This window comes from Sinomicrobium soli (genome assembly GCF_003285545.1).
Taxonomy (GTDB): Bacteria; Bacteroidota; Bacteroidia; order Flavobacteriales; family Flavobacteriaceae; genus Sinomicrobium.
In genome coordinates, this window is record NZ_QLNV01000014.1 from 40,485 (window position 1) to 60,459 (window position 19,975).

Consider the following 19,975-nt stretch of genomic DNA (forward strand, 5'->3'; position numbering starts at 1 on the left):
TTTAGTTACAGGCTGGCTTGTATGCCCAGGGTATATGATCTGCTCTGTGGTACGGACCCCATATTATAGGATCCTGCTGCAAATTCCGGGTCAAGCCCGGTATAGTTCGTCCATGTAAGGAGATTATACCCTTGAATATAAACCCTTAAATGATCTAACCGCAATCTGGAGGTCAGGGATTCGGGAAGGGTATACCCCAGAGAAAGTGATTTTAAACGCAGGTATGATGCATCGGAATAAAAACGATCCGTCCCTCCGCCCGATCCGAAAACAGAACTGGAAGTTCCCGGGGCCTGCGAACCGGGATACAATCGCGGGGTATCTGTAATCTGCCCGGGAGTCGTCCACCGGTTCAGGGCTTCCACATACTGGTTTCCATTATATTTAAAATCACTTAACAACCACGCCCTGGGCTGATCCTGTTGCATGGTTCCCACCTGGTACTGGAAAAACATGGAGAGTTCCAGCCCCTTATAGCCAAAGGTGTTTGTTATACCTCCATAGTAATCGGGAGTGGTCAGGTTGTCTTTGAGGAAGACCCTGTCTTCCTGGGTCGGGGTATAGGTTATATCTCCATCTTTAGTGTACCACATGGCCCTTCCGTCTGCGGGATTGACTCCGGCCCATTTTGGCATAAAACGTGACCCCATCGGCCTTCCTATCCACAAATTGCTGGCGGGAAGATCTTCTCCGGGATTGAGCAGGGAGCGTATTTCGTTTTTGATAAAGGTGATGTTAAAATTGGTGGTCCACTTAAAATCACCGTCAAGATTTACGGTATTCAGCCCTATTTCCCAACCCCTGTTTTCGAGAGAACCGATATTTTCAGCTATACTGGAGAATCCGGAAGTATTGGGAAGCGGCCTGTTGAGTAACAGGTCTTTGGTAGTACGTACAAAATAGTCTAAAGAACCGGATATCCGGTCGCGGAACAAGCTGTAGTCCAGCCCGAAATTGGTGGTTACGTTACGCTCCCACCCCAAATCGGAATTTCCTAATTGGTTGAACAGTATCCCGGCATTGCTGTTATATGAGGCATCGGCATTGGAGGCGAAGAGGGAGAGCCCCGGATAAAAGGAAATCTCACTGTTACCCGTTTCTCCGTAACTTGCCCTCAACTTGAGCTCCGAGATAAAACCGGTATCTTCCATAAAGCTTTCCTGTGCTATACGCCATGCCCCCGATATGGCCGGAAACCATCCGAATTTATTATTACTGCCAAACCTGGACGACCCGTCCCTTCTCAGCGTTGCCTGAATTATGTATTTATCGTCAAAGGTATATCCCACCCGGCCGAATACTCCCACAGTGATGAACTGATTATAGGCAGAAGACAAGACCGCCGGTGTTGTTCCGGTAAGTGTTTCACCGAATTCAGGTATGGCCACCCCGTTACCTTGCGTATTCAGGTTTGTGAATGTCTCATTGCGATAGTTAAAACCAAGCAAAGCATTAATACTGTGTTTGTCGTTAATGAGCTTATTAAATGTAAGGGTCTGATCGGTTTGCCAATTGGTTACTTCGGCCTCGTTAAACCGTACCACCCCGTTAAGGGCTATACCGGCAGTACTTCTGGGATCGTAAAAAAGCTCCTCCTTAACCGTGGTATATTCCAGAGAATAAGAAGACTTGAATCGCAGTCCCGGAATAATATCGTAATTCAGCGCAAAATTGCCGACCACCTGATTGGTAATTCCGGTATTTTTGTTATTCGCTATGCTGAATAGCGGGTTATCCCATCCGCTTCTCAGGTTGGTATTAATACTTCCGTCTTCATTGTATATCGGCTCTACCGGCACACCGGCCAGCCCCGAAATAAAAATATTATAGGTCTGGAACGAAGGCACATCCATGGAATGTTGTTTTACAGAGCTCAGGTTTATCCTGGTTTGCAGGGATATTTTATCAGAAAGCTCGTTGTCCATATTAACCCTGAATGTTCCGCGGGCGAAGTCATATCCCTTGAACTGGTGTTCCTGGCTGTTGTAGGAACCGGAGAGGTAGTATTTTGTTTTCTCGGTTCCGCCGCTCACGGAAAGCTGTGCATTGTATATCTTCCCGCTCCTGGTAATGGCATCGAGCCAGTCGTAAGTAGGGGCGCTTTCAGGACTTCCGTATAATGCATCCGCATAGTACCCTGCGAGAACATTCCCGGTATTTACCTGTGCTTCACGGTTGAGCACCACCCATTGCGGTCCGTTCAATAAATCTATATCCTGTGCCATACTGGTAATCCCTGTATATACATCGAGGGAAATGACAGGTTTGCCTGTACTTCCTTTTTTAGTGGTGATAATAATGACCCCGTTACCGGCCTGTGCTCCGTAGATAGACGCCGCCGCGGCATCTTTTAATATTTCTATAGACGCTATGTCCTCCGAATTGAGTCCGCTCAGGGGATTGGAAGACGCCAGGTTTGCCGTGCGGCTGTCGGAAGTGACCTGTACACCATCTATAATATACAGGGGCTGGTTTCCGGCGTTGATAGATCCTGTACCCCGTATGCGCACCTCGGTGGCTCCGCCGGGAATTCCGTTGCTCGAATTTATCTGTACCCCGGCGGCCTTCCCCTGGATGGCACGATCGAAACCCGGTGTGGTAATTTTGGCTATTTCCTCTCCTTTTACGGATGAAATGGCCCCGGAAACTTCTTTGCGCTTCTGGGTGCCATAACCTACTACCAGTACTTCATCCAGAGATTCTACAAATTCGGATAGGCTGACGTTTACCACATTCCGGTCGCCTACTTCAATTTCCCTGGATTCAAACCCCATATAGGTAAATACCAATATATTGTTTTCATTGCCGGGAACCGTTATGGAATACGAGCCGTCCAGATCGGTGACTGTTCCCACACTGGTGTTTTTTAATTGTACGGTGACCCCTAAGAGTACATCATTGGTTTCTGTGCTGCTTACGGTTCCGGTGACTTGTCTCTCCTGAGCAAAGACGTTTGTTTGCCAGGAAATCATCAACACAAAAACGAACAGTAACGTTTTCTTTTTCATGGCTGTGTTTTTAGTTAATTAGATTATTTCTCATGCGTTAGGAAGAATTAGTTGTCATTGCCTTACAGCATATCCGAAAGCGACTTCCGGTACTTTTTGAGACCGGGAGCCTGTCAGGGCATGCTGCTATCCAGCCAGTAATATGTGGGGGCTTTACGTGTATCCGGCATGATTTCCTTCAGCGTTTCGGCTTCGTAGACCCTGCCGTTCTTGATGACGTATTCAATGGTATTCGTATTTCGTATATCTTCCAGAGGGTTTTTATTCATAACGACTAAATCGGCTATTTTTCCTTCGGTCACCGAGCCGAGGTCTTCATCCAGCCCGATAGCCCTGGCCCCGTTTATGGTAGCCATTTGCAATACTTCCAGGTTACTTATATTATCCGCTTTATTAAGCCACAGTTCCCAGTGATATCCCAGTCCCTGTAGCATTCCATGTCCTCCGATTGCGGGTAGTCCGCCGGCATGAAGCACATTACCGATTACCTGCCCCTGCCGTTTGAAAACATACTCGCCCCGGGCGAACCAGCTCCTGCGCCTTCTTGCTTTCTGATCTATATACACTTTTGGGGAAAAGGTCTTTAACTTGCTATCTCCCAGGACATCTTCGGTTTCATAAAACAAATTTTCTGCATTAGGCCCTCCGTATCCCAGTAAAAGTGCCGATGTAAAGGCTATACCCGATTCGGCCACGAAGGTGATATAATCTTTGTAGAACGGAAATACGGGATATGCGTGTTCGTGCCCCGGATAGCCGTCGAGTATTTCGGTAAGGTTGAGCTTCATGTCGAGGTTGCCTTCGGTAGTAGGTAAAAGGCCCTGCTCTTTTGCTGCCATGATAATCCACTGCCGCTGTTTACGGTTTCCTACGGCATACATTTTAAGGGTCTTGGTATTGTAATACTTCGAATATTGCCGGAGTATCTGCCGGGCGTGATCCAGGCTTTCCACATTATATCCCCAGTATCCAACGCCCGGCCCGGTGGTATAGAGCCTGGGGCCCAGCATTTTTCCGGTACGTACCAGGTCATTGTATGTAAATATATCTGATGTTCCCGATTGCGGGTCCCTGATGGTAGTGACACCGTAAGCCAGCTGGGAAGCATAGGCAAAAGGCTGAAGGTTGTGTATTCCACGGGCAACAGGCATATGGGCGTGCATATCGAAAAAGCCGGGTACCACCGTCTTTCCTTCGAGGTTGAGCACAGTGATCCCGGAAGATACCGGTATCGTTCCGGTTGCACCTACTGTAGTGATGCGATTGTTTTTTATCAGGATATCTCCATGCGGTATGACCTCATCACCATTCATGGTAATGATCCTCGCATTTTGCAGCAACAATTCCTGTTGTGGAATATCCCTCGGTACGCGAAAGGGAATTTCTTCTTCAATGGCCGCATACTTTTCTTCGTTTTTTTGTGAAACCTCATAGGAAAAGACAGAAGTACCCAATGCCCAGTATATTTTTTTGCCATCTGCAGACCAGGACGGAAATTCTGCCCCTGTCTGTGTCAGTTTCCAACTTGGAAAAGCAGCATTTTTAACGTCTTTTACAGCTATTAGCGGTGCTTCCCCCCCGGTTTCCGGAATGGTGACCAGGTATAGCTGGCTGGAGATCTGGGCCAGGGCATAGTTTCCCACAGGAGATTTTATAATACGCGAGGGTTTGGCATCGGTACGGTAAAACTGAAATTCACCCCCGTGATTGTTCTTAAAGGCATAAGAAGTGAAGCCTTTAAGCTGTATATGCTCTTTTTCGTCTTCTCCCTGCCAGTTGACAGATATTAACCCTTTTTGACGATCAAAGAGGTATATCCTGGAAGCGTCTTCGGAAAAATGAGGATTTGCCCCTTTAGCTTTCATTATATCGTGTATTTCCCCTCCCCCGGCAGATATCCAGGATAAATACTGCTTTGCTTCTTTACCGTTGTGGGTGGATTGTTTGTATCCATTCGCAAATCCCTTATAGAAAACGATTTTTTGACCGTCGGGAGACCATACCGGTTCCTGGTAAAAACCATTAGGAGAGGTCGTCAGCTTTTTTACTGCAGAATTACCGATATTCACGGTATATATGGCACCTTCTTCTTCATCCCAGGTTACAAAGGCCAGTTGTTTGCCATCCGGAGACCAGGCGGGCTGCGCCTCCACCACTTCCATTTCCGTCATTCTTTCGGGTTTACCTTCCGGGTACTTTGCAGTATACAGTTTATCAAGAGCTGTAAACGCTATGGTTTTGCCATCCGGTGAAAAGCTCACATCCCTGATCTGGGTAAGTTTAAAATCAGGGGTGTCTTCTATGGGAAATTTAAAATCCAGTTTTGGCCCGATCCTGATATCAGTATCTACTTCAAAAGGTATTTCTCGTACTTTTTTAGTGGCTATTGTTATGGCGTATATTTTACCTCCATAGTTCGCGATCAGGGTTTTGCTGTCGGGAGTAAAACTCATGGCGGGAAGTACTCCCGTCGATGCCAGCGACTCCTGGTCATCGTGCTGTACGGGATAAGCCAGCCATTCTTCTTCTCCTGTTTCTGTATTGCGTAATACCAGTGCGGTTTCCTCCTCATACCGGGTACCGTATACCAGCCATTTACCATCGGGGGACGGCGTAGGACTGAATGCGGAACCATAGCGGGATATTTGCTCCTCTATTGCTCCCGATCCCAGACTATACGAGGCAATGCTGTATTGCGGAAACCGGGCATTGTAATCCCACATTCCATTCCTTTTGGAAAACCATATCCGTTTCCCTTCCCCGTCAAATACCGGTTCTATAGCTTTGATATCTTCAGGTTTTGCGGTAAGCAGACGGCCGCTTCCTCCATCCTTATGGTAGAGATTCAGTTTAGGAAGGCCTACTCCTTTTGCAATGACCAGGTAATTTCCGTCCGGCGACCAGCTCAACCCCTGGTAATATTCGTCCGTACTGTGGGTTAACTGCCCTTTCACCTTTCCTTCAGCCACATCGTAGAGATGAATGTTCTCCGCACCATCCCTATCCGAAATAAAAGCTATTTGCGTACCATCCGGACTGTACTTTGGCTGGCAGTCAAAAGCGATGCCACTGGTCAGCTGCCGGGCTTTGCCTCCTGCTATCGGTAACTCGTAAAGATCTCCCAACATGGCGAAAACAAGGTGTTTACCATCGGGGCTTACATCAAGGGCAAGCCAGGTTCCTTCCCTGGTGTGTATACTGATGCTTCTCTCTCCCTGTAAAGGAAGCCCGTTTACTTCTGGTGCCGCCTCATGTCTTACCGCAAAGGCATCTCCGGTATGAGTTCCTGCACTATTTTGCGCGTATGAAGAAAACACAGAACACAATATAAAAATCAATATTTTTGTTAAAACACGTACTTTTTTGCAACACAACCGCATGATATATTGTTTTTTTTGACCTTAAAGCGAATTTTGATTAAAAAAAACGAAATTCAAAAAAAAGTTAAAATCGTTATCCGAATGGATAATTTTGGTTAAGAAAGTCATTTTCAGGTCGTAGTCAGATTTTGGATGTAATGCAGGTTGACGTTATCTTTGTTTTCAGAATGTTTTATTTAGAACCGCAAGCATAAAATCAGGCTTTCCGCTGTCTGTTAAAAAAACCTGGCCGGGTTCGCTATCTGATTTTACAGCAGTCTTAATGACTATTCAATCCTTTCTAAAAATGATCGATGATGAACATCCATATTATACAACACGAAGTCTTTGAGGCACCCGGGGCGATTTCAGAATGGGCAAAAGAGAGAAATTACCATACCACCATTTCGAAGGTGTTTGAATATGAGTCTCTGCCTCAATCGACAGACCGGACGGATATGCTGGTAGTTATGGGCGGACCGCAAAGCCCTCGGACCTCCAGGAAAGAGTGCTCTTATTTTGACGCCAGGGCAGAAATGGCTTTCATTCAAAAATGTATGGAGGCCGGGAAAGCCGTTTTTGGTGTTTGCCTGGGCGCGCAACTCATCGGAGAGGCCCTGGGAGCTAAAGCAGAACGCAGTCCTGAAAAGGAAATCGGTGTCTTTCCCGTAAAATTGACGGACGATGGTTTGAAAGACGGGAAAATACGACATTTCGGTCCGTCATTACCGGTGGGGCATTGGCATAGCGACATGCCGGGACTCACTGCTGACAGCAGGATACTGGCTTCAAGCACCGGCTGTCCCAGGCAAATAATTGCATATTCCGGTTTGGTTTACGGATTTCAGTGTCATATGGAGCTGACGCCGGAAGTTGTGGACTTGCTGATTGCGGAAGATGAGGACTTCCTGACCCATAATACGACCCACAGGTTTGTACAAAAACCTGAAGCGATCAGAAGTAATGACTTCACGGAGATGAATGCTGATCTCTTCCGGTTTTTAGACCAATTAATGCTTGAATACAGGCAGAAGACCATAAAGAACTTTCATTGTCCGGAAAAAAAATAGACATGCCCCGCTCTCCGAAATTTCCGGTTTCCAACCCACATGATCCAAACGAGCACTACGAAAGGATAAGCCTGAAAAGGTCAGATGCCCTCCGGTAATACATCCTACTGTTTCGCAAACTCAATAGCCTGCTCCAGTATTTCATCTTCCCCATTAGCCGTTCCCTGGAGTGTTGGCTCCACTTCAATATCAATTTTAACTCCTTTTCTCTGCGTTTCGGTACCGTCCGGATAGAATATCCCTACACCTGTAATTTGCGTTTCCACACCACCTACTATATTAAACCTGCTGACATTTCCATCTGCTCCGGAAGTCTGGCTTCCTATAGTGGTGACATTATTTCCAGTCTGCAAACACATCACCCTGAATTCACATTGACTTTGACAACGTTCATTCACCAATACGACCACCTTACCTTCATATTGTAATTTTTTATTACTACCCCCTTTGCCCAAGCCTTCTTCCATCCAAAAAAATCTTCCCGGATAATCAAAATCAGGTAAAATGATCTTGAAATATTCTTTTTCAGGAGAGGTGATATAATTCACAATATCATAAATAGATGCTGAAGAAGACTCTCTTGTATCGATAATAATGGCCCTGGTATTTTTTAGGGTCTCCATCATGTCCTGAATTTTGATATCTTTCAATAACGCCAGATCTACATAGGCTATATTTCCATCGAAGATTTTATAAGCTTCTTTTTTATTGTCGCTCTTCTCTGCGCCCCATATGTCCTTGTTTAAGTGCCTTTTTATGGTCTTCTCCTGCTTTTTACCGTTTCTTATATACGTAAGGTTCAACGAATCATCAGATCCATTAAAAATATAATACTTGGCGTTGAATCTTTTTCTTGAGATATTAGACCCGGCTATATATTTTTTCCTTTCCTCAAAGACATCTCCTATATTTCGATTGCTGACTTCGGTTATAATGTCACCGATTTTTATATCATCCGATTTTGCCAGAGAATCGTTAAGAATCTCCGTAACCACGGCCCCGTCATCAAATAACTTAATTCCAAACGGAGGATAATACCTGCCAAAATACTTTAGTGTACCTTTGGTAAATAAATTGGCATGACTGTCATCTATGCTGATGACCAGTTCTAACATAGCTAACGAAAAATCCTCTTCCGATTCCGGGTTTAAAAACCGGGGGATCATCTCTGATAAGGTAACATCCCAATCCGTATCCATCTGGTATTTATACGGGAAAAAATACTCCACGATATTCCAATAGCGAAAGAGCGATAACAACCGTAGGTTCTCGTTATTCCAATCGAAGTCTTCATAGTCAATTTCATTTTCAACAGCGAGGGCACCCCCTCCTACTCCCTCTCTTGTCTTTGCGTAATATTTTTCTCCCTGATGCCTGTTCTCCTCGACATACCGGAGTTTTTCGGAAAGTTCCTTAGTAAACAACTGCTCGTCATCCAGCCAGTTTAAATCGAAATTTTTATCAAAATACAGCACCCCTTCCTTATTGGCTTTGCATTGTTCACAGGGTTTTACTTGTCCAAGACTTTCAATCCATTCCAGGTAGACTTCCGATAACGCTTCTTTGTCTGTAGCCTGTTTAACCCTTGGCAGGATTTTAAAGAGCTCCTCATCCCAATTGTATGCTCCATCTGCCACATTGGGATGGTAGTATTTCAAAAAGCCCCATATCCGAGCTGTGCTCGCCAGCTTTTCGGTCGCGCCAAGTTGTTCCTGCGCGATGACTCCCTGCGCACAAAAAATGGCCATTAAAAAAGACAAGAATAGTTTATTCATAACTTTTACTGCATTTTTAACTCTGTATATAGTGTAATAAAACTTACCATCGCCAGGCCGTTTTATACAAACCGCAGAAAGATAAGTAAAAACCTTTATTCCGATACGTTAAAACGTATAGAACATTGCATAATTACGCTACTCGTCATTCGGCCAGCTCAATTCGTATCCATCCGTCCAAGTACATCTTTTTGGTATAGCATGGCATTCTGATTTTGGATGCAAAAAGAAGAGGTCAAAAACAGCTGTCTCTTGTATCAAACATTTTGTAATGGAATTTACTCCCGATGCACCTTCTCCTAAGGGCCGGGATCGGGACGAAAGGTGATGGTCACTTTTCGCCTTCCCCACCGGCGGGCGGCTTTTACGTCATGCCCCATATAGATGTCTATTTTTTTCTTCCAGCGTTTGTTCATCTTGTCTTTCACCACATACACGCCGTCCAGGCCTTCGATCTTGACTTCGGTATTGTGGCTGAGGCCCATCTTTATCAGGTCGCGGGAAACGGCAATGACCTTCATCCCCGGCTTTAGCCTATCGCCCCAGGCGGTTATCGCAGGGTCTCCTGCCTTGGTCTGGCTCTTAACCGAATTATACGCCATGGCCGTAACCTCCAGGGTAATGCTTTGCCCGGAAGCCTTGTGGTTGGTGAAACCGGAAAGGACAACTGTGATGATCAGGGGCCATAACAAGGTTAAGCCGCTTTTATAAAGGGATCTTATCGTGGTGTGCATGTATTTTTATTAACGGCTTCCTACCTGGTTTATTACAGCTGAATTCCTTTTTGACAGTTACCCTACTTTGTTCTGCGAACATCTGTGAACAGAAGAAAATCCAGGATATCACGGGAAGAAAGGATTGTGTATATTTACATATTGTAAATCATTTAAACCGGATGACTTTCTTCAACCAAAGAACACAAACAATTGTGAAAATCAGACTTGGCATCATGGTGACAAATCGTTAAGAAACTGTAGTTCCCCCAAAAAAGTAATTGAACTATTGAAATGACAGCAAAACAACTTCAGGAAATATTGGACAACCTCCGTAATCTCGAAGCGGAAAACGAAATTGTGGAGTTTAAAGAAGCAAAGAATAATTTCCATTTCGATAAACTCGGGAGATATTTTTCTGCGATAAGTAATGAAGCCAACCTATGTGGTAAGCCTTACGGTTGGTTAATCTTCGGTGTGAAAGACAAGAAACATGAAATTATAGGTACACAATATCGGCCAATACGTAAAGAACTGGATAAACTGAAGGGGGAAATAGCAAACAAAACCACCAACCGTATTTCGTTTATCAATATTCATGAAGTATCTTCTTCCAAAGGTCGTGTAATTATGTTTCAGATTCCGGCTGCTCCAAAAGGTATTCCAACAGCTTTTTATGGACATTATTATGCGCGCGACGGAGAAGAGTTGGCCCCTTTAAATATTGAAAAAATAGAAAGAATAAGGGCACAGGCAACCAAGGAAGACTGGAGCGCAGCCATTGTACAGGAAGCAACAATTGAAGATTTGGATGAGGACGCTATTGCTTTGGCAAGAAAAAACTTTAAGAACAAATTTCCTGATAAAGTGAAAGACGTAAATACGTGGGACGATACTACTTTTCTCAATAAAGCTAAAGTGACCATCAAAGGAAAGATGACCAGGACCGCTATAATTCTTTTAGGTAAAGATGAGTCGGAACATTTTTTAAGTCCTGCTGAGATAAAAATTCGCTGGAAACTTGTCGATGAAAATAACAATGATATTGATTATGAAATTTTTGGGATACCATTAATTATTTCTGTTGAAAAGGTCTTTGCCAAAATACGGAACATCAAATACCGGTATATGCAGGAAGGAACAATTTTCCCCGCCGAAGTTTCCCAATATGAACCCTTCTCTATTCGCGAGGCAATCAATAACTGTATTGCCCATCAGGATTATACTAAAAATGCCCGTATCAATGTCATAGAAATGCAGGATCAGCTGGTTTTTACAAACCAGGGATCATTTATTCCGGGTAGTGTAGAAAAAGTGGTTATTGAAGATGCTCCCGAAGAATTTTATCGAAACAGATTTTTGGCTACTGCTATGTTCAACCTGAAGATGGTAGATACTGCGGGAGGAGGTATTAAAAAGATTTTCAATTTCCAGCGAGCCCGCTTTTTTCCTCTCCCCGATTATGATTTGTCTGATGATAAAGTAAAAGTATCCATTTCAGGTAAAATTCTGGATATGGATTATGCCCGTCTTTTGGCACAAAACAAAAATCTGACATTAGAAGAAATCATTATGTTAGACAAGGTTCAGAAGAAGCTACCCCTAACGAATTCTGAAGAAAAACATTTGAAAAGCAGAAAGTTAATCGAAGGGAGAAAACCAAATTTTTACATAGGGTTAAAAGTCGCTCAGAAGACAGGTCAGAAAGCTGCTTATTCTAAAAATAAAGGATTTGATAAAACATATTATCTCGATCTAATAGTTAAAGCTATTACTGAACATACAGAATTAAGCAGAAAGGATATTGACGAACTTCTTTGGAACAAGCTTCCGGAATGGATGGAAGATAAGCAAAAGAAAATTAAAATAAATAACCTTTTATCTGAATTGAGAAAAAAGCAACGGATTAAAAATAATGGCACATTTAAGATGCCCAGATGGGTTCTAATTACTAAAGATTAATTAGAAGATTAATTAGAAGATTAATTAGAAGATTAATTAGAAGGCCTTTTGTTGAAATACAAAGACAGCACAGTTGGACACTCGTTGCAAACGAGTGCCAGGCATGAGCAGAAAATGATAAAACCCGTATAATGAAAGATCAAAAACCGGAAACCATTGACGAATTTATCAAGACGTCACCGGAAGCATCACAGGAAATCATGTATGCGCTTAAAGCGCTGATCGAAGCTGCCGAACCGCGTGCAGAAGGCGGGATAAGCTGGAATGTGCCCGTTTATAAATACCACGGTATTCTGGCAGGATTTTCCCTGGCTAAAAAACACGTTAGTTTCGGTATAGATTCACTAACTGCGGAAGTGCGCAGAATACTGGAAGGAAAAGGGTATAAAACTGGTAAAAAAACAATACAGATCAGGTTTGACCAAAAAGTTCCGGCTGCAGCAATAAGGCAGCTGATTAAAGAACAGGCCAGGCTGAACGAAATATAAAATTGTTGCTGCCAAAAAGGTATGGTACGTGCTTTTGCCCATACCGACGCTAATGAAATCACGTTTTGGTCCGGGAAAGAGGGCGATGCGGTTATTTCAATGAAAAGCGATATGGCCGGTCAGAAGGGATATGAAAATATCGGACTATTGGAAGATGGTGAGTAATACGAATTAAAAACAAAAAGAAATGAACTGGGGTATTTTAATTATTGCAGGGCTGTTTGAAATAGCTTTTACATTCTGCCTGGGCAAGGGTAAAGAAGCAACGGGAAGTGAAATGTACTGGTGGTATGCGGGTTTTCTGGTATCCCTTACGGTGAGTATGGGGCTTTTGATCAAGGCGACCCAGACCTTGCCACTGGGAACAGCTTATGCCGTCTGGACCGGAGTTGGTGCTGTCGGGACGGTTCTGGTCGGTATTTTTGTGTTTAAGGAACCGGTCACTTTTCTGCGGGTACTCTTTATCACGACCTTAATCGCTTCGATCGTCGGGCTTAAAGCGGTATCGGCCCATTAATAATCCATAAAAAAACCGGAAAAAAAGACAGAGAGAAAACACGGGAATTAAAAGATGGCGAAAAACCCCTGAAAACAACGACTTCTATTCCATATACGAAATTTACCTTTGTAGAAAGGTATAAGAGCTTGTTTACACAAGTACTAAGCTGACACTTATCAATGAACAAGAGGCTGAGAAGTATATTACCTGTATCCGCGCTGCTGAAAACGGTAGTCCGGGCCGGCCTGTGGTCGCTGTTACCCGCATTGTGCTCAGGCTTAATTTGCTGCGATAGCATGCAAAGCCTGCAGGGCCATGTGATCGATGCCGAAACAGGGCAGGCCGTCCCCGGGGCGGCGTACAGGCGGTATGACAGGAAAAAGGAATTGTGCGATACCATAGGCCCCTACGGGGTGATCCGGCCGCCGAAAACAGATGGCCGGGGGTGGTTTTCGGACTATAAGATCGACAACCCCCTCGGGCCGCGAATGAAATTGCGTTTTGAAAAGGACGGTTACAAACCGGTAGATATAAAGTGGAAACCGGGAATGGGTCGCGATACTTTAAAGGTCCTGTTAAGAAAATACAGTAAGGCAGATGAATGACACCGAATGGAAAACCAGCACACACTACACCCGTATTTCTATACCCTAATAGCCGTTTCGGCACTCACTGTCATCCTTCTGACCGCTACCAGCGCTGATATGGACTGGGACTTTGCCTGGCTGTTTTGCGGCTTCCTGCTTTATATCCCTTTACTTTTTGTTAAAAACCGGGTGTTGACAGGTGTCGTGATCGCCGCGGAATACCTTTTCCTGTTGTTCGTTTTCTGGATTATCATGATGTTGCTCAGATACGAACCGGGGGAAGAGTTGGCTTCATTGGGCCTGTTTATCTTTCATTCGGTTTTGCGGTTATATCTTTTTCTGAAAGTAGCGGGAGCGGACAACCGTTATGCCCTGCCCCTGGCCATAGCCTTTGCCCTTCTGGTAAGCACCGCGGTATACTGGCACGGATCTACGGATTATCTTAAACTGATGTGAGGCTTACCGGTCATCTCCCGTCCAATAGTGTACCAGAAACCCGGAGCGCCCCCTCGGCTGCTTCATTACGGTGCCATTTCCGGAGTGGTCATAAAGAGGTAATCTGAGCACTTTGGCCAGAGGAGCGATGCAGATTTAACACCTCCGGTTTCCGCTGCAAATTATTTTGCAGTATCTTTAGAAGTATTAAAAACTGCTTCCCATGAAAAATATACTGTTAATCCTGTTTTCTGTAATGATGTTCACAAACCTCAGCCATTCCCAGAACCTCGATCCTGTAACCTATAAAGACGGCGACCAGCAGCTGGACGGACTGGTCACTGCCAATGCGGGTAAAACCCTGCCCGGGGTACTGATCCTTCCGGCCTGGAAAGGGATCGACGACGAAGCCCGGACCGCGGCGCTGGAACTGGAAAAAGAAGGATATATCGCCTTTATAGCCGATATTTACGGTAAAGGGAACATCCCCGGAGACAATGCTTCGGCTGCTGAAACCTCGGGGTACTACAAGACCAATTACGACGCCTACCAGCACCGGATATCGCTGGCCCTGGACGAGCTGAAAAAAGCAGGGGCCGATACGGATAAGATCGCGGTGATCGGCTATTGTTTCGGCGGTACCGGGGCCCTGGAAGTGATGAGGGCGGGGTTTCCCGTACAGGGCGTGGTAAGCATTCACGGCGGGCTGGGCAAGGACGAAAGCCGGCCTAACGGGGCGATCAGTACCAAAGTGCTTGTCGAAAACCCGGCTGAAGACAGGAGTGTAACTCCCGCGATCTACGACGCCCTGGTAAAGGAACTAAAAGACGGCAAGGCCGACTGGCAGATCATTACTTATGCCGACAGCGGCCATACGTTTACCGACCCGGCATCTCCGGAATACAATGAAACCATGGCCAAAAGGGCCTGGCAGCATACCCTGATGTTCCTGGAAGAGGTGCTGGAATAAACAGCCGGGCTTTCCCTACTTGCAGACCCATAGCGGAAAGTGCATGTCTTCATTAAACAGTTCTTCGGTAACACTCCCCACGAGAAGGGAAGAAAAGGTATTGCCTCCTTTGTCAGACACAAAAAACAGGTCTGTTTGCTTCTTTTTTCCGTATTCGGTGAGGGTTTCGGGAATGCTGGAACTTCTTCCCGGGACGATCTCCAGCGGAATATTTTCGGAGCCGGGGACTTTTTTCATAAATTTCTTCCCCTTCTCCGCGGTGTGCTTTTCCACCACGGGAACAAGGGTTTCCTTGGGCAGGTAGGGAGCGAACTGTAGCGGAACGTTATAAACATGCACGGCACTTACCGGGGCCGATGCGGCTTTCCCCACCACCTGTGCCATCGAAAAACTGCGCCTCGATGCACTGGAAAAATCGGTTCCCACCCGGATGTGCTCTATTTTCGGTACGGTTTCCCTGGGAATGGAAAGAATATGGCAGCGGAGCATTCTAAGGAGTTTACCACTTACCACCCCGGTACCTTTTACCCTGTTCTTGCTCCCTACCAGGGTGAGGTGAATAGCGTATTTGTTCACGATATAGGCAATCAGCGACTCGGTATAGGAGTCGTTGGAGATAAGCACTTCCCATTCCGCCTTCCCCTTGAAGTCCGAGGCTACTTTTTCATTCAGTTCTTCTCCTATGCTTTCTTCTATATTGATATCGGCCAGTTCGTCTTCAAAGAGTTCGCCGATCTCGTATTTTTTGATGTTGTGTACAAAATAAACCTTGTCGGCCTGCAGTACGTCAGACAGGAAAGCGGCATAAGAGATCAGTGTATCGTCTATTTCCGAAAGGTCGAGGGCTACCAGTATGTTTTTTATTTCGGTAATCATGATTTCGAGGGATTTTTATGATTTGTTTTCTTTGTGTTGTCTACGTTTCATGATATCGGAAACGATATCCTTATAATTGTCCAGTTCTTTCTGTTCCAGGCGTCGCTGCAGTTTGCGGTGGTCTTCACGGAGTCCCTTGTAAAGCGAATAGCACATGACGAGCAGGATAATGGCAAACGGCAGCCCGGAAACAATGACAGCGGTCTGCAGGGCCTTGAGCCCCCCGCCGACGAGCAGTACGGCGGCAACGGCCCCTTCCATGACCGCCCAGAATATTCGCTGTCCCACCGGGGAATCTATTTTTCCGCCCGAAGTAATGCTGTCTACCACCAGCGACCCGGAATCGGAGGAGGTGATAAAAAACCCGGCGACCAGGATAATGGCTATGATATTCAATACCATGGGCAGGGGAAAATCTTCCAGGAAAACAAACATGGCAATGGCTTCGTCTACTTTTACCTCGTTCACCACGGCCATGTTCCCGGCAAGGGCATCCTGTATGGCCGTACTACCGAAAGCATTGATCCAGAAAAAGGTAACCAGCGCAGGAACGATCAACACCCCGAGAATAAATTCGCGTACCGTACGCCCCTTGGATATACGGGCGATAAAAATACCGACAAACGGCGCCCAGGCAATCCACCACCCCCAGTAGAAAATAGTCCAGTCATTTTGCCAGTGGGTACCGGTATAGGCCTCCGTCCAGGTAGCAATATCCAGGAAATTATAAAAATAGCTCCCGGTATTTTGTACGAAAGACTGGAAGATATACAGGGTAGGCCCCAATACCACTACTAGCAGCAGCAGCAATACCGCAATGCGCATATTCCATTCGCTGAGAAACTTTACGCCCTTATCTACCCCGAGAACGACCGAAATGGTGGCGATAAGCGTAACCCCGGCGATGAGTATCATCTGTGTGGGGATTCCCGCAGCGACATCAAAAACATGGTTGAGCCCCCCGGCGATCTGCCGTACTCCCAACCCGAGGGAAGTAGCCAGCCCGAATACTGTGGCGAGCACCGCAATAATATCGATAATATCTCCTATGATCCCGTAGACCTTGTCTCCCAGGAAAGGATAAAAAACCGAACGGATGGTAAGCGGGAGCCCCCTGGAGTAGGTAAAATAAGCCAGTGCCAGCCCTACCAGGGCATAGACCCCCCAGGCGTGCAACCCCCAGTGCAGAAAGGTGAAGTTCATGGCCTCCTGCGCCGCCCCGACGCTGCTTCCTGTACCCTTCGGAGGTGAAACAAAATGAGAAATGGGCTCCGAAACACTCCAGAAGAGCAGTCCTATTCCCATTCCCGCACTGAACAGCATGGCAAACCACGACATGGTCTTAAACTCGGGTTTTGCGCTTTGCCCCCCGATGCGGAGTTTCCCGAAATCACTGAAGGCGAGGTAAAGCATAAAAAAGAGAAAAATATTGATGGCAAGAACAAAAAACCATCCGCCGCTTTCCGCTACAAAATGCTGTATCTGTGTAAAATATTCCCCGGCCCTGTCTTTATACACCAGGGTGAGTGTAATGCTGATAATCATGATGATCGCCGACGAAAAGAATACCGGGCCGTTGATCTCCAGCCCTAAAATGGATTTTTTTTCGTCGCTTCGAATCACTTTCTTCGCCATAATTCCTGTTTTTCTGGTTTTGTGTTAGAAATAATATCCTATGTTGATGTTAAATCGCGCTTCCCACCGGGCCTCCGGGTTTCCCCCGGCGAAATCGTCTGCAAAATTGCCCCCCAGCCAGGAGTGGTTCTTTCCGGCTGCAAAATCGATATAGGTATACAGGTGCCCGGCAGCGACCCCTATCCCCGTGACATTCATATAACTGTCGGCAAAATCTTTAGCGGGCTTGCGGACATAGCCGAAATCGTTGTAAAACTGCAGCGATTCCACAGGCCCCCAGGACACGGGAACCGTATAGGCCGCCGCCAGCGAAACGAGGTCACCCCTCGCTGCCACGAGGTAGGGAGAACCGTAAGCCGCCATGGCAAAAATGTCCGCCCGCTCCGTCCACATCCATAGATGCCACGTCATAGGAATACCGGCTATGGGAAACATCCGTAGCTGCCCCGGGCAATCTTTATTTCGTGTGAAAAAACCCACAAAACATAGTTTCTAATATACGATTTTTTTCGAGCCTGTAAGAAACAATCGTTTTAAATAAATATAAAGCGTCTTTTTCTGACAGATATATCGATAAACAACATACCTTCGTTGCGGCATTCCGGCAGGTAATGTATCTTTGATACAGGAGATACGGGTTTCTGTATGCCTGCCGGAAATACCGGTTTCAAAAAAAGATCGTAAAACAACAGTTAAAATTCACATGTCCATGTTCCGTAACATCATGCTTGGCAGCCTTGCAGTACTGTATGCCATAACACTGCACGCACAGGAGCTTTACATTCCCCGCGATGTAAAAAAAGCCTACGAAAACAACACCCGCAGCAAAGACGGGAATCCCGGTGCCAATTACTGGCAGAACAAGGGGGTATACACCATAGACCTCACCGTGAGCCCGCCCGACCGGAACGTAACAGGTAAGGAGACCATCGTATATACCAACCACAGCCCGGACACACTGAAAGCACTGAATTTCAAACTGTTCCTGAACCAGCACAAACCCGAAGCGCCACGGTCGGGGCAAACCTCGCCCGATTACCTGACTTCCGGCATGCATATCGACACCTATAGCGAAAATGGCGTTGCCCGCGAATGGACCGACAAAAACGACGGCACCAATAAAATGGTTACACTGGCCGATCCGCTCGCCCCGGGAGCAAGCGTAACCCTGGATATCGGATGGCATTTCGACCTTTCGGTACAGAGCGGAAGGGAAGGGGCCATAGACGAAACCACCTTCTTCCTGGCCTACTTTTTTCCCCGGGTAGCCGTATATGACGATTCCCGCGGATGGGACACCATGAGCTTCCGGGGATCGCAGGAATTCTACAACGACTTTAACGACTACACCTTTTCGGTTACCGTTCCTGCGAACTATATCGTATGGGCCACGGGCGACCTTCAGAACCCTGACGAAGTGCTACAACCCCGCTATGCACAGCTGCTGGAAGAATCGATGACCTCGGATGAGGTGATACACATTGCCACCAAGGAGGACCTTGAAGGACAAAAGGTTACCCGGCAGAACCCGGAAAATACCTGGAAATGGAAGGCCGATAATATCACAGACATCGCCATTGCCCTGAGCGACCATTACCTGTGGGATGCCGGCAGTGTGGTGGCAGACCCGGAAACCGGCCGACGGGCCAGTGTACAGGCGGCCTACGATGAGCCCTCGGAAGATTTCAGGGAAATGGTCGGCTACGGGAAGCACGCCATCGACTGGTTTTCCAATAACTATCCCGGCGTGCCGTACCCGTTCTCCAAGTCTACGATAGTACGCGGTTTTGCTGATATGGAATACCCCATGATGGTCAATGACAGCTCATTTCCCGAAGCGGAATTTGCGCGTTTTGTGGTAGAGCACGAAATAGCCCATACCTATTTCCCGTTTTATATGGGGATCAACGAAACCCGTTTCGGCTTTATGGATGAAGGCTGGGCCACTACCCTGGAATATTTGATAGGGATTCACGATCTGGGCAAAGAAAAGGCTACGGAAAACTTTAAGAAGTTCCGGGTGGCAAGCTGGGCAAACAACGCCGATATGGAGTACGACCTGCCCGTCATTACCCCGCTCAATGTGCTCAACGGACCTCCCATAAGGGCCAATGCCTACGGAAAAGCCGCCATCGGTTATCTCGCTGTAAAGGAATACCTGGGCGATGCCTTGTTCGGCAAGGCCCTGAAAGGGTATATGGACCGGTGGAACGGCAAACACCCCATGCCCTGGGATTTTTTCTATTCGTTCAACGACCTTACGGGAAAAGACCTCAACTGGTTCTGGGATCGCTGGTATTTTAGCAACAACTATATAGACATTGCTATAACGGATGCTTCCTACAAAAAGAATGCCCTCACCATATCCCTGGAAAACATTGGCGGAATGCCTGCCCCGGTAACGATAGTAGTCACCGGTAAGGACGGAAAAACACAGGAATTTCACCAGACCCCCGCGATATGGGAGGCCGATCCGGAGCATGCCCAAATCACACTTAAAAACATCAGGGACGTCGCAAAAATAAGTCTCGACGGTGGTATCTTTATGGATGCCGATACTTCTAATGACTCCTTTACCATCAGATAATCTGCGGGGTC

16 protein-coding genes are annotated in these 19,975 nt (G+C 46.3%); 9 read left to right on the top strand and 7 right to left on the bottom strand.

Annotated features, from left to right (window positions below):
• Window positions 1–5: 5 nt before the first annotated feature.
• Together DN748_RS15365 and DN748_RS15370 are read right to left on the bottom strand one after the other, a co-directional pair.
• A complete protein-coding gene (locus DN748_RS15365) occupies window positions 6–3,008 on the bottom strand; it encodes a SusC/RagA family TonB-linked outer membrane protein (RefSeq protein WP_112372719.1) in 3,003 nt (1,000 codons plus the stop codon).
• Window positions 3,009–3,121: 113 nt separating this feature from the next.
• A complete protein-coding gene (locus DN748_RS15370; protein WP_236636890.1) occupies window positions 3,122–6,325 on the bottom strand; it encodes an amidohydrolase family protein in 3,204 nt (1,067 codons plus the stop codon).
• 356 nt (window positions 6,326–6,681) lie between these two features.
• Here DN748_RS15370 and DN748_RS15375 point away from each other — a divergent pair, with 356 nt between their 5' ends.
• On the top strand, window positions 6,682–7,437 hold the full coding sequence (locus tag DN748_RS15375; RefSeq protein ID WP_236636891.1) for a glutamine amidotransferase-related protein: 756 nt from the start codon (window positions 6,682–6,684) through the stop codon (window positions 7,435–7,437).
• Window positions 7,438–7,541: 104 nt separating this feature from the next.
• On the opposite strand, the gene DN748_RS15380 is transcribed toward DN748_RS15375, so the two are convergent.
• Both DN748_RS15380 and DN748_RS15385 read right to left on the bottom strand, forming a co-directional pair.
• On the bottom strand, window positions 7,542–9,212 hold the full coding sequence (locus tag DN748_RS15380) for a S41 family peptidase (protein WP_112372721.1): 1,671 nt from the start codon (window positions 9,210–9,212) through the stop codon (window positions 7,542–7,544).
• 299 nt (window positions 9,213–9,511) lie between these two features.
• Window positions 9,512–9,946 carry a 3D domain-containing protein gene (locus DN748_RS15385; protein WP_112372722.1) on the bottom strand — a complete coding sequence of 145 codons (435 nt, stop codon included), beginning with the start codon at window positions 9,944–9,946 and terminating at the stop codon, window positions 9,512–9,514.
• A 273-nt stretch (window positions 9,947–10,219) separates the two neighbouring features.
• Between DN748_RS15385 and DN748_RS15390 the strand changes: the two genes are divergently transcribed.
• The 7 genes from DN748_RS15390 to DN748_RS15415 all read left to right on the top strand — a co-directional run bounded on the left by DN748_RS15390 (window position 10,220) and on the right by DN748_RS15415 (window position 14,866).
• Entirely contained in the window at window positions 10,220–11,887 is a 1,668-nt protein-coding gene (locus tag DN748_RS15390; RefSeq protein WP_112372723.1) for an RNA-binding domain-containing protein, read from the top strand.
• Window positions 11,888–12,018: 131 nt separating this feature from the next.
• Window positions 12,019–12,375, top strand: coding sequence for an iron chaperone (locus tag DN748_RS15395; RefSeq protein WP_112372724.1), 357 nt, complete (start codon window positions 12,019–12,021; stop codon window positions 12,373–12,375).
• Window positions 12,376–12,396: 21 nt separating this feature from the next.
• A complete protein-coding gene (locus tag DN748_RS19140) occupies window positions 12,397–12,540 on the top strand; it encodes a hypothetical protein (protein ID WP_161554578.1) in 144 nt (47 codons plus the stop codon).
• Window positions 12,541–12,562: 22 nt separating this feature from the next.
• On the top strand, window positions 12,563–12,892 hold the full coding sequence (locus DN748_RS15400) for a DMT family transporter (RefSeq protein ID WP_112372725.1): 330 nt from the start codon (window positions 12,563–12,565) through the stop codon (window positions 12,890–12,892).
• 161 nt (window positions 12,893–13,053) lie between these two features.
• Window positions 13,054–13,479: a hypothetical protein gene (locus tag DN748_RS15405; protein WP_146746626.1), complete on the top strand. Its 426-nt coding sequence runs from the start codon at window positions 13,054–13,056 to the stop codon at window positions 13,477–13,479.
• Between the two features lie 6 nt (window positions 13,480–13,485).
• The gene (locus DN748_RS15410; RefSeq protein WP_112372727.1) at window positions 13,486–13,917 is read left to right on the top strand and encodes a hypothetical protein; all 432 of its coding nucleotides are present in this window, start codon (window positions 13,486–13,488) and stop codon (window positions 13,915–13,917) included.
• A gap of 202 nt (window positions 13,918–14,119) precedes the next feature.
• Window positions 14,120–14,866, top strand: a complete 747-nt coding sequence (locus tag DN748_RS15415; protein ID WP_112372728.1) for a dienelactone hydrolase family protein — start codon at window positions 14,120–14,122, stop codon at window positions 14,864–14,866.
• A 15-nt stretch (window positions 14,867–14,881) separates the two neighbouring features.
• On the opposite strand, the gene DN748_RS15420 is transcribed toward DN748_RS15415, so the two are convergent.
• Genes DN748_RS15420 through DN748_RS15430 form a run of 3 tightly spaced genes read right to left on the bottom strand, consistent with a single transcriptional unit; the run spans window position 14,882 to window position 17,788 of the window.
• Entirely contained in the window at window positions 14,882–15,742 is an 861-nt protein-coding gene (locus DN748_RS15420; RefSeq protein WP_236636892.1) for a universal stress protein, read from the bottom strand.
• Between the two features lie 15 nt (window positions 15,743–15,757).
• Window positions 15,758–17,377 carry a BCCT family transporter gene (locus tag DN748_RS15425; protein WP_112372729.1) on the bottom strand — a complete coding sequence of 540 codons (1,620 nt, stop codon included), beginning with the start codon at window positions 17,375–17,377 and terminating at the stop codon, window positions 15,758–15,760.
• Between the two features lie 24 nt (window positions 17,378–17,401).
• Complete coding sequence (locus DN748_RS15430) at window positions 17,402–17,788, bottom strand: hypothetical protein (protein ID WP_146746627.1); 387 nt, start codon at window positions 17,786–17,788, stop codon at window positions 17,402–17,404.
• A 298-nt stretch (window positions 17,789–18,086) separates the two neighbouring features.
• On the opposite strand from DN748_RS15430, the gene DN748_RS15435 reads away from it, so the two are divergent.
• Complete coding sequence (locus DN748_RS15435; RefSeq protein WP_112372731.1) at window positions 18,087–19,964, top strand: M1 family metallopeptidase; 1,878 nt, start codon at window positions 18,087–18,089, stop codon at window positions 19,962–19,964.
• Window positions 19,965–19,975 lie beyond the last annotated feature (11 nt).

Coding starts and splice junctions, on each gene's coding strand:
- DN748_RS15390 (WP_112372723.1), top strand. CDS start 10,220: ATGACAGCAAAACAACTTCAGGAAATATTGGACAACCTCCGTAATCTC.
- DN748_RS15420 (WP_236636892.1), bottom strand. CDS start 15,742: ATGATTACCGAAATAAAAAACATACTGGTAGCCCTCGACCTTTCGGAA.
- DN748_RS15375 (WP_236636891.1), top strand. CDS start 6,682: ATGATGAACATCCATATTATACAACACGAAGTCTTTGAGGCACCCGGG.
- DN748_RS19140 (WP_161554578.1), top strand. CDS start 12,397: ATGGTACGTGCTTTTGCCCATACCGACGCTAATGAAATCACGTTTTGG.
- DN748_RS15380 (WP_112372721.1), bottom strand. CDS start 9,212: ATGAATAAACTATTCTTGTCTTTTTTAATGGCCATTTTTTGTGCGCAG.
- DN748_RS15425 (WP_112372729.1), bottom strand. CDS start 17,377: ATGGCGAAGAAAGTGATTCGAAGCGACGAAAAAAAATCCATTTTAGGG.
- DN748_RS15365 (WP_112372719.1), bottom strand. CDS start 3,008: ATGAAAAAGAAAACGTTACTGTTCGTTTTTGTGTTGATGATTTCCTGG.
- DN748_RS15430 (WP_146746627.1), bottom strand. CDS start 17,788: ATGACGTGGCATCTATGGATGTGGACGGAGCGGGCGGACATTTTTGCC.
- DN748_RS15385 (WP_112372722.1), bottom strand. CDS start 9,946: ATGCACACCACGATAAGATCCCTTTATAAAAGCGGCTTAACCTTGTTA.
- DN748_RS15435 (WP_112372731.1), top strand. CDS start 18,087: ATGTTCCGTAACATCATGCTTGGCAGCCTTGCAGTACTGTATGCCATA.
- DN748_RS15400 (WP_112372725.1), top strand. CDS start 12,563: ATGAACTGGGGTATTTTAATTATTGCAGGGCTGTTTGAAATAGCTTTT.
- DN748_RS15395 (WP_112372724.1), top strand. CDS start 12,019: ATGAAAGATCAAAAACCGGAAACCATTGACGAATTTATCAAGACGTCA.
- DN748_RS15410 (WP_112372727.1), top strand. CDS start 13,486: ATGGAAAACCAGCACACACTACACCCGTATTTCTATACCCTAATAGCC.
- DN748_RS15405 (WP_146746626.1), top strand. CDS start 13,054: ATGAACAAGAGGCTGAGAAGTATATTACCTGTATCCGCGCTGCTGAAA.
- DN748_RS15415 (WP_112372728.1), top strand. CDS start 14,120: ATGAAAAATATACTGTTAATCCTGTTTTCTGTAATGATGTTCACAAAC.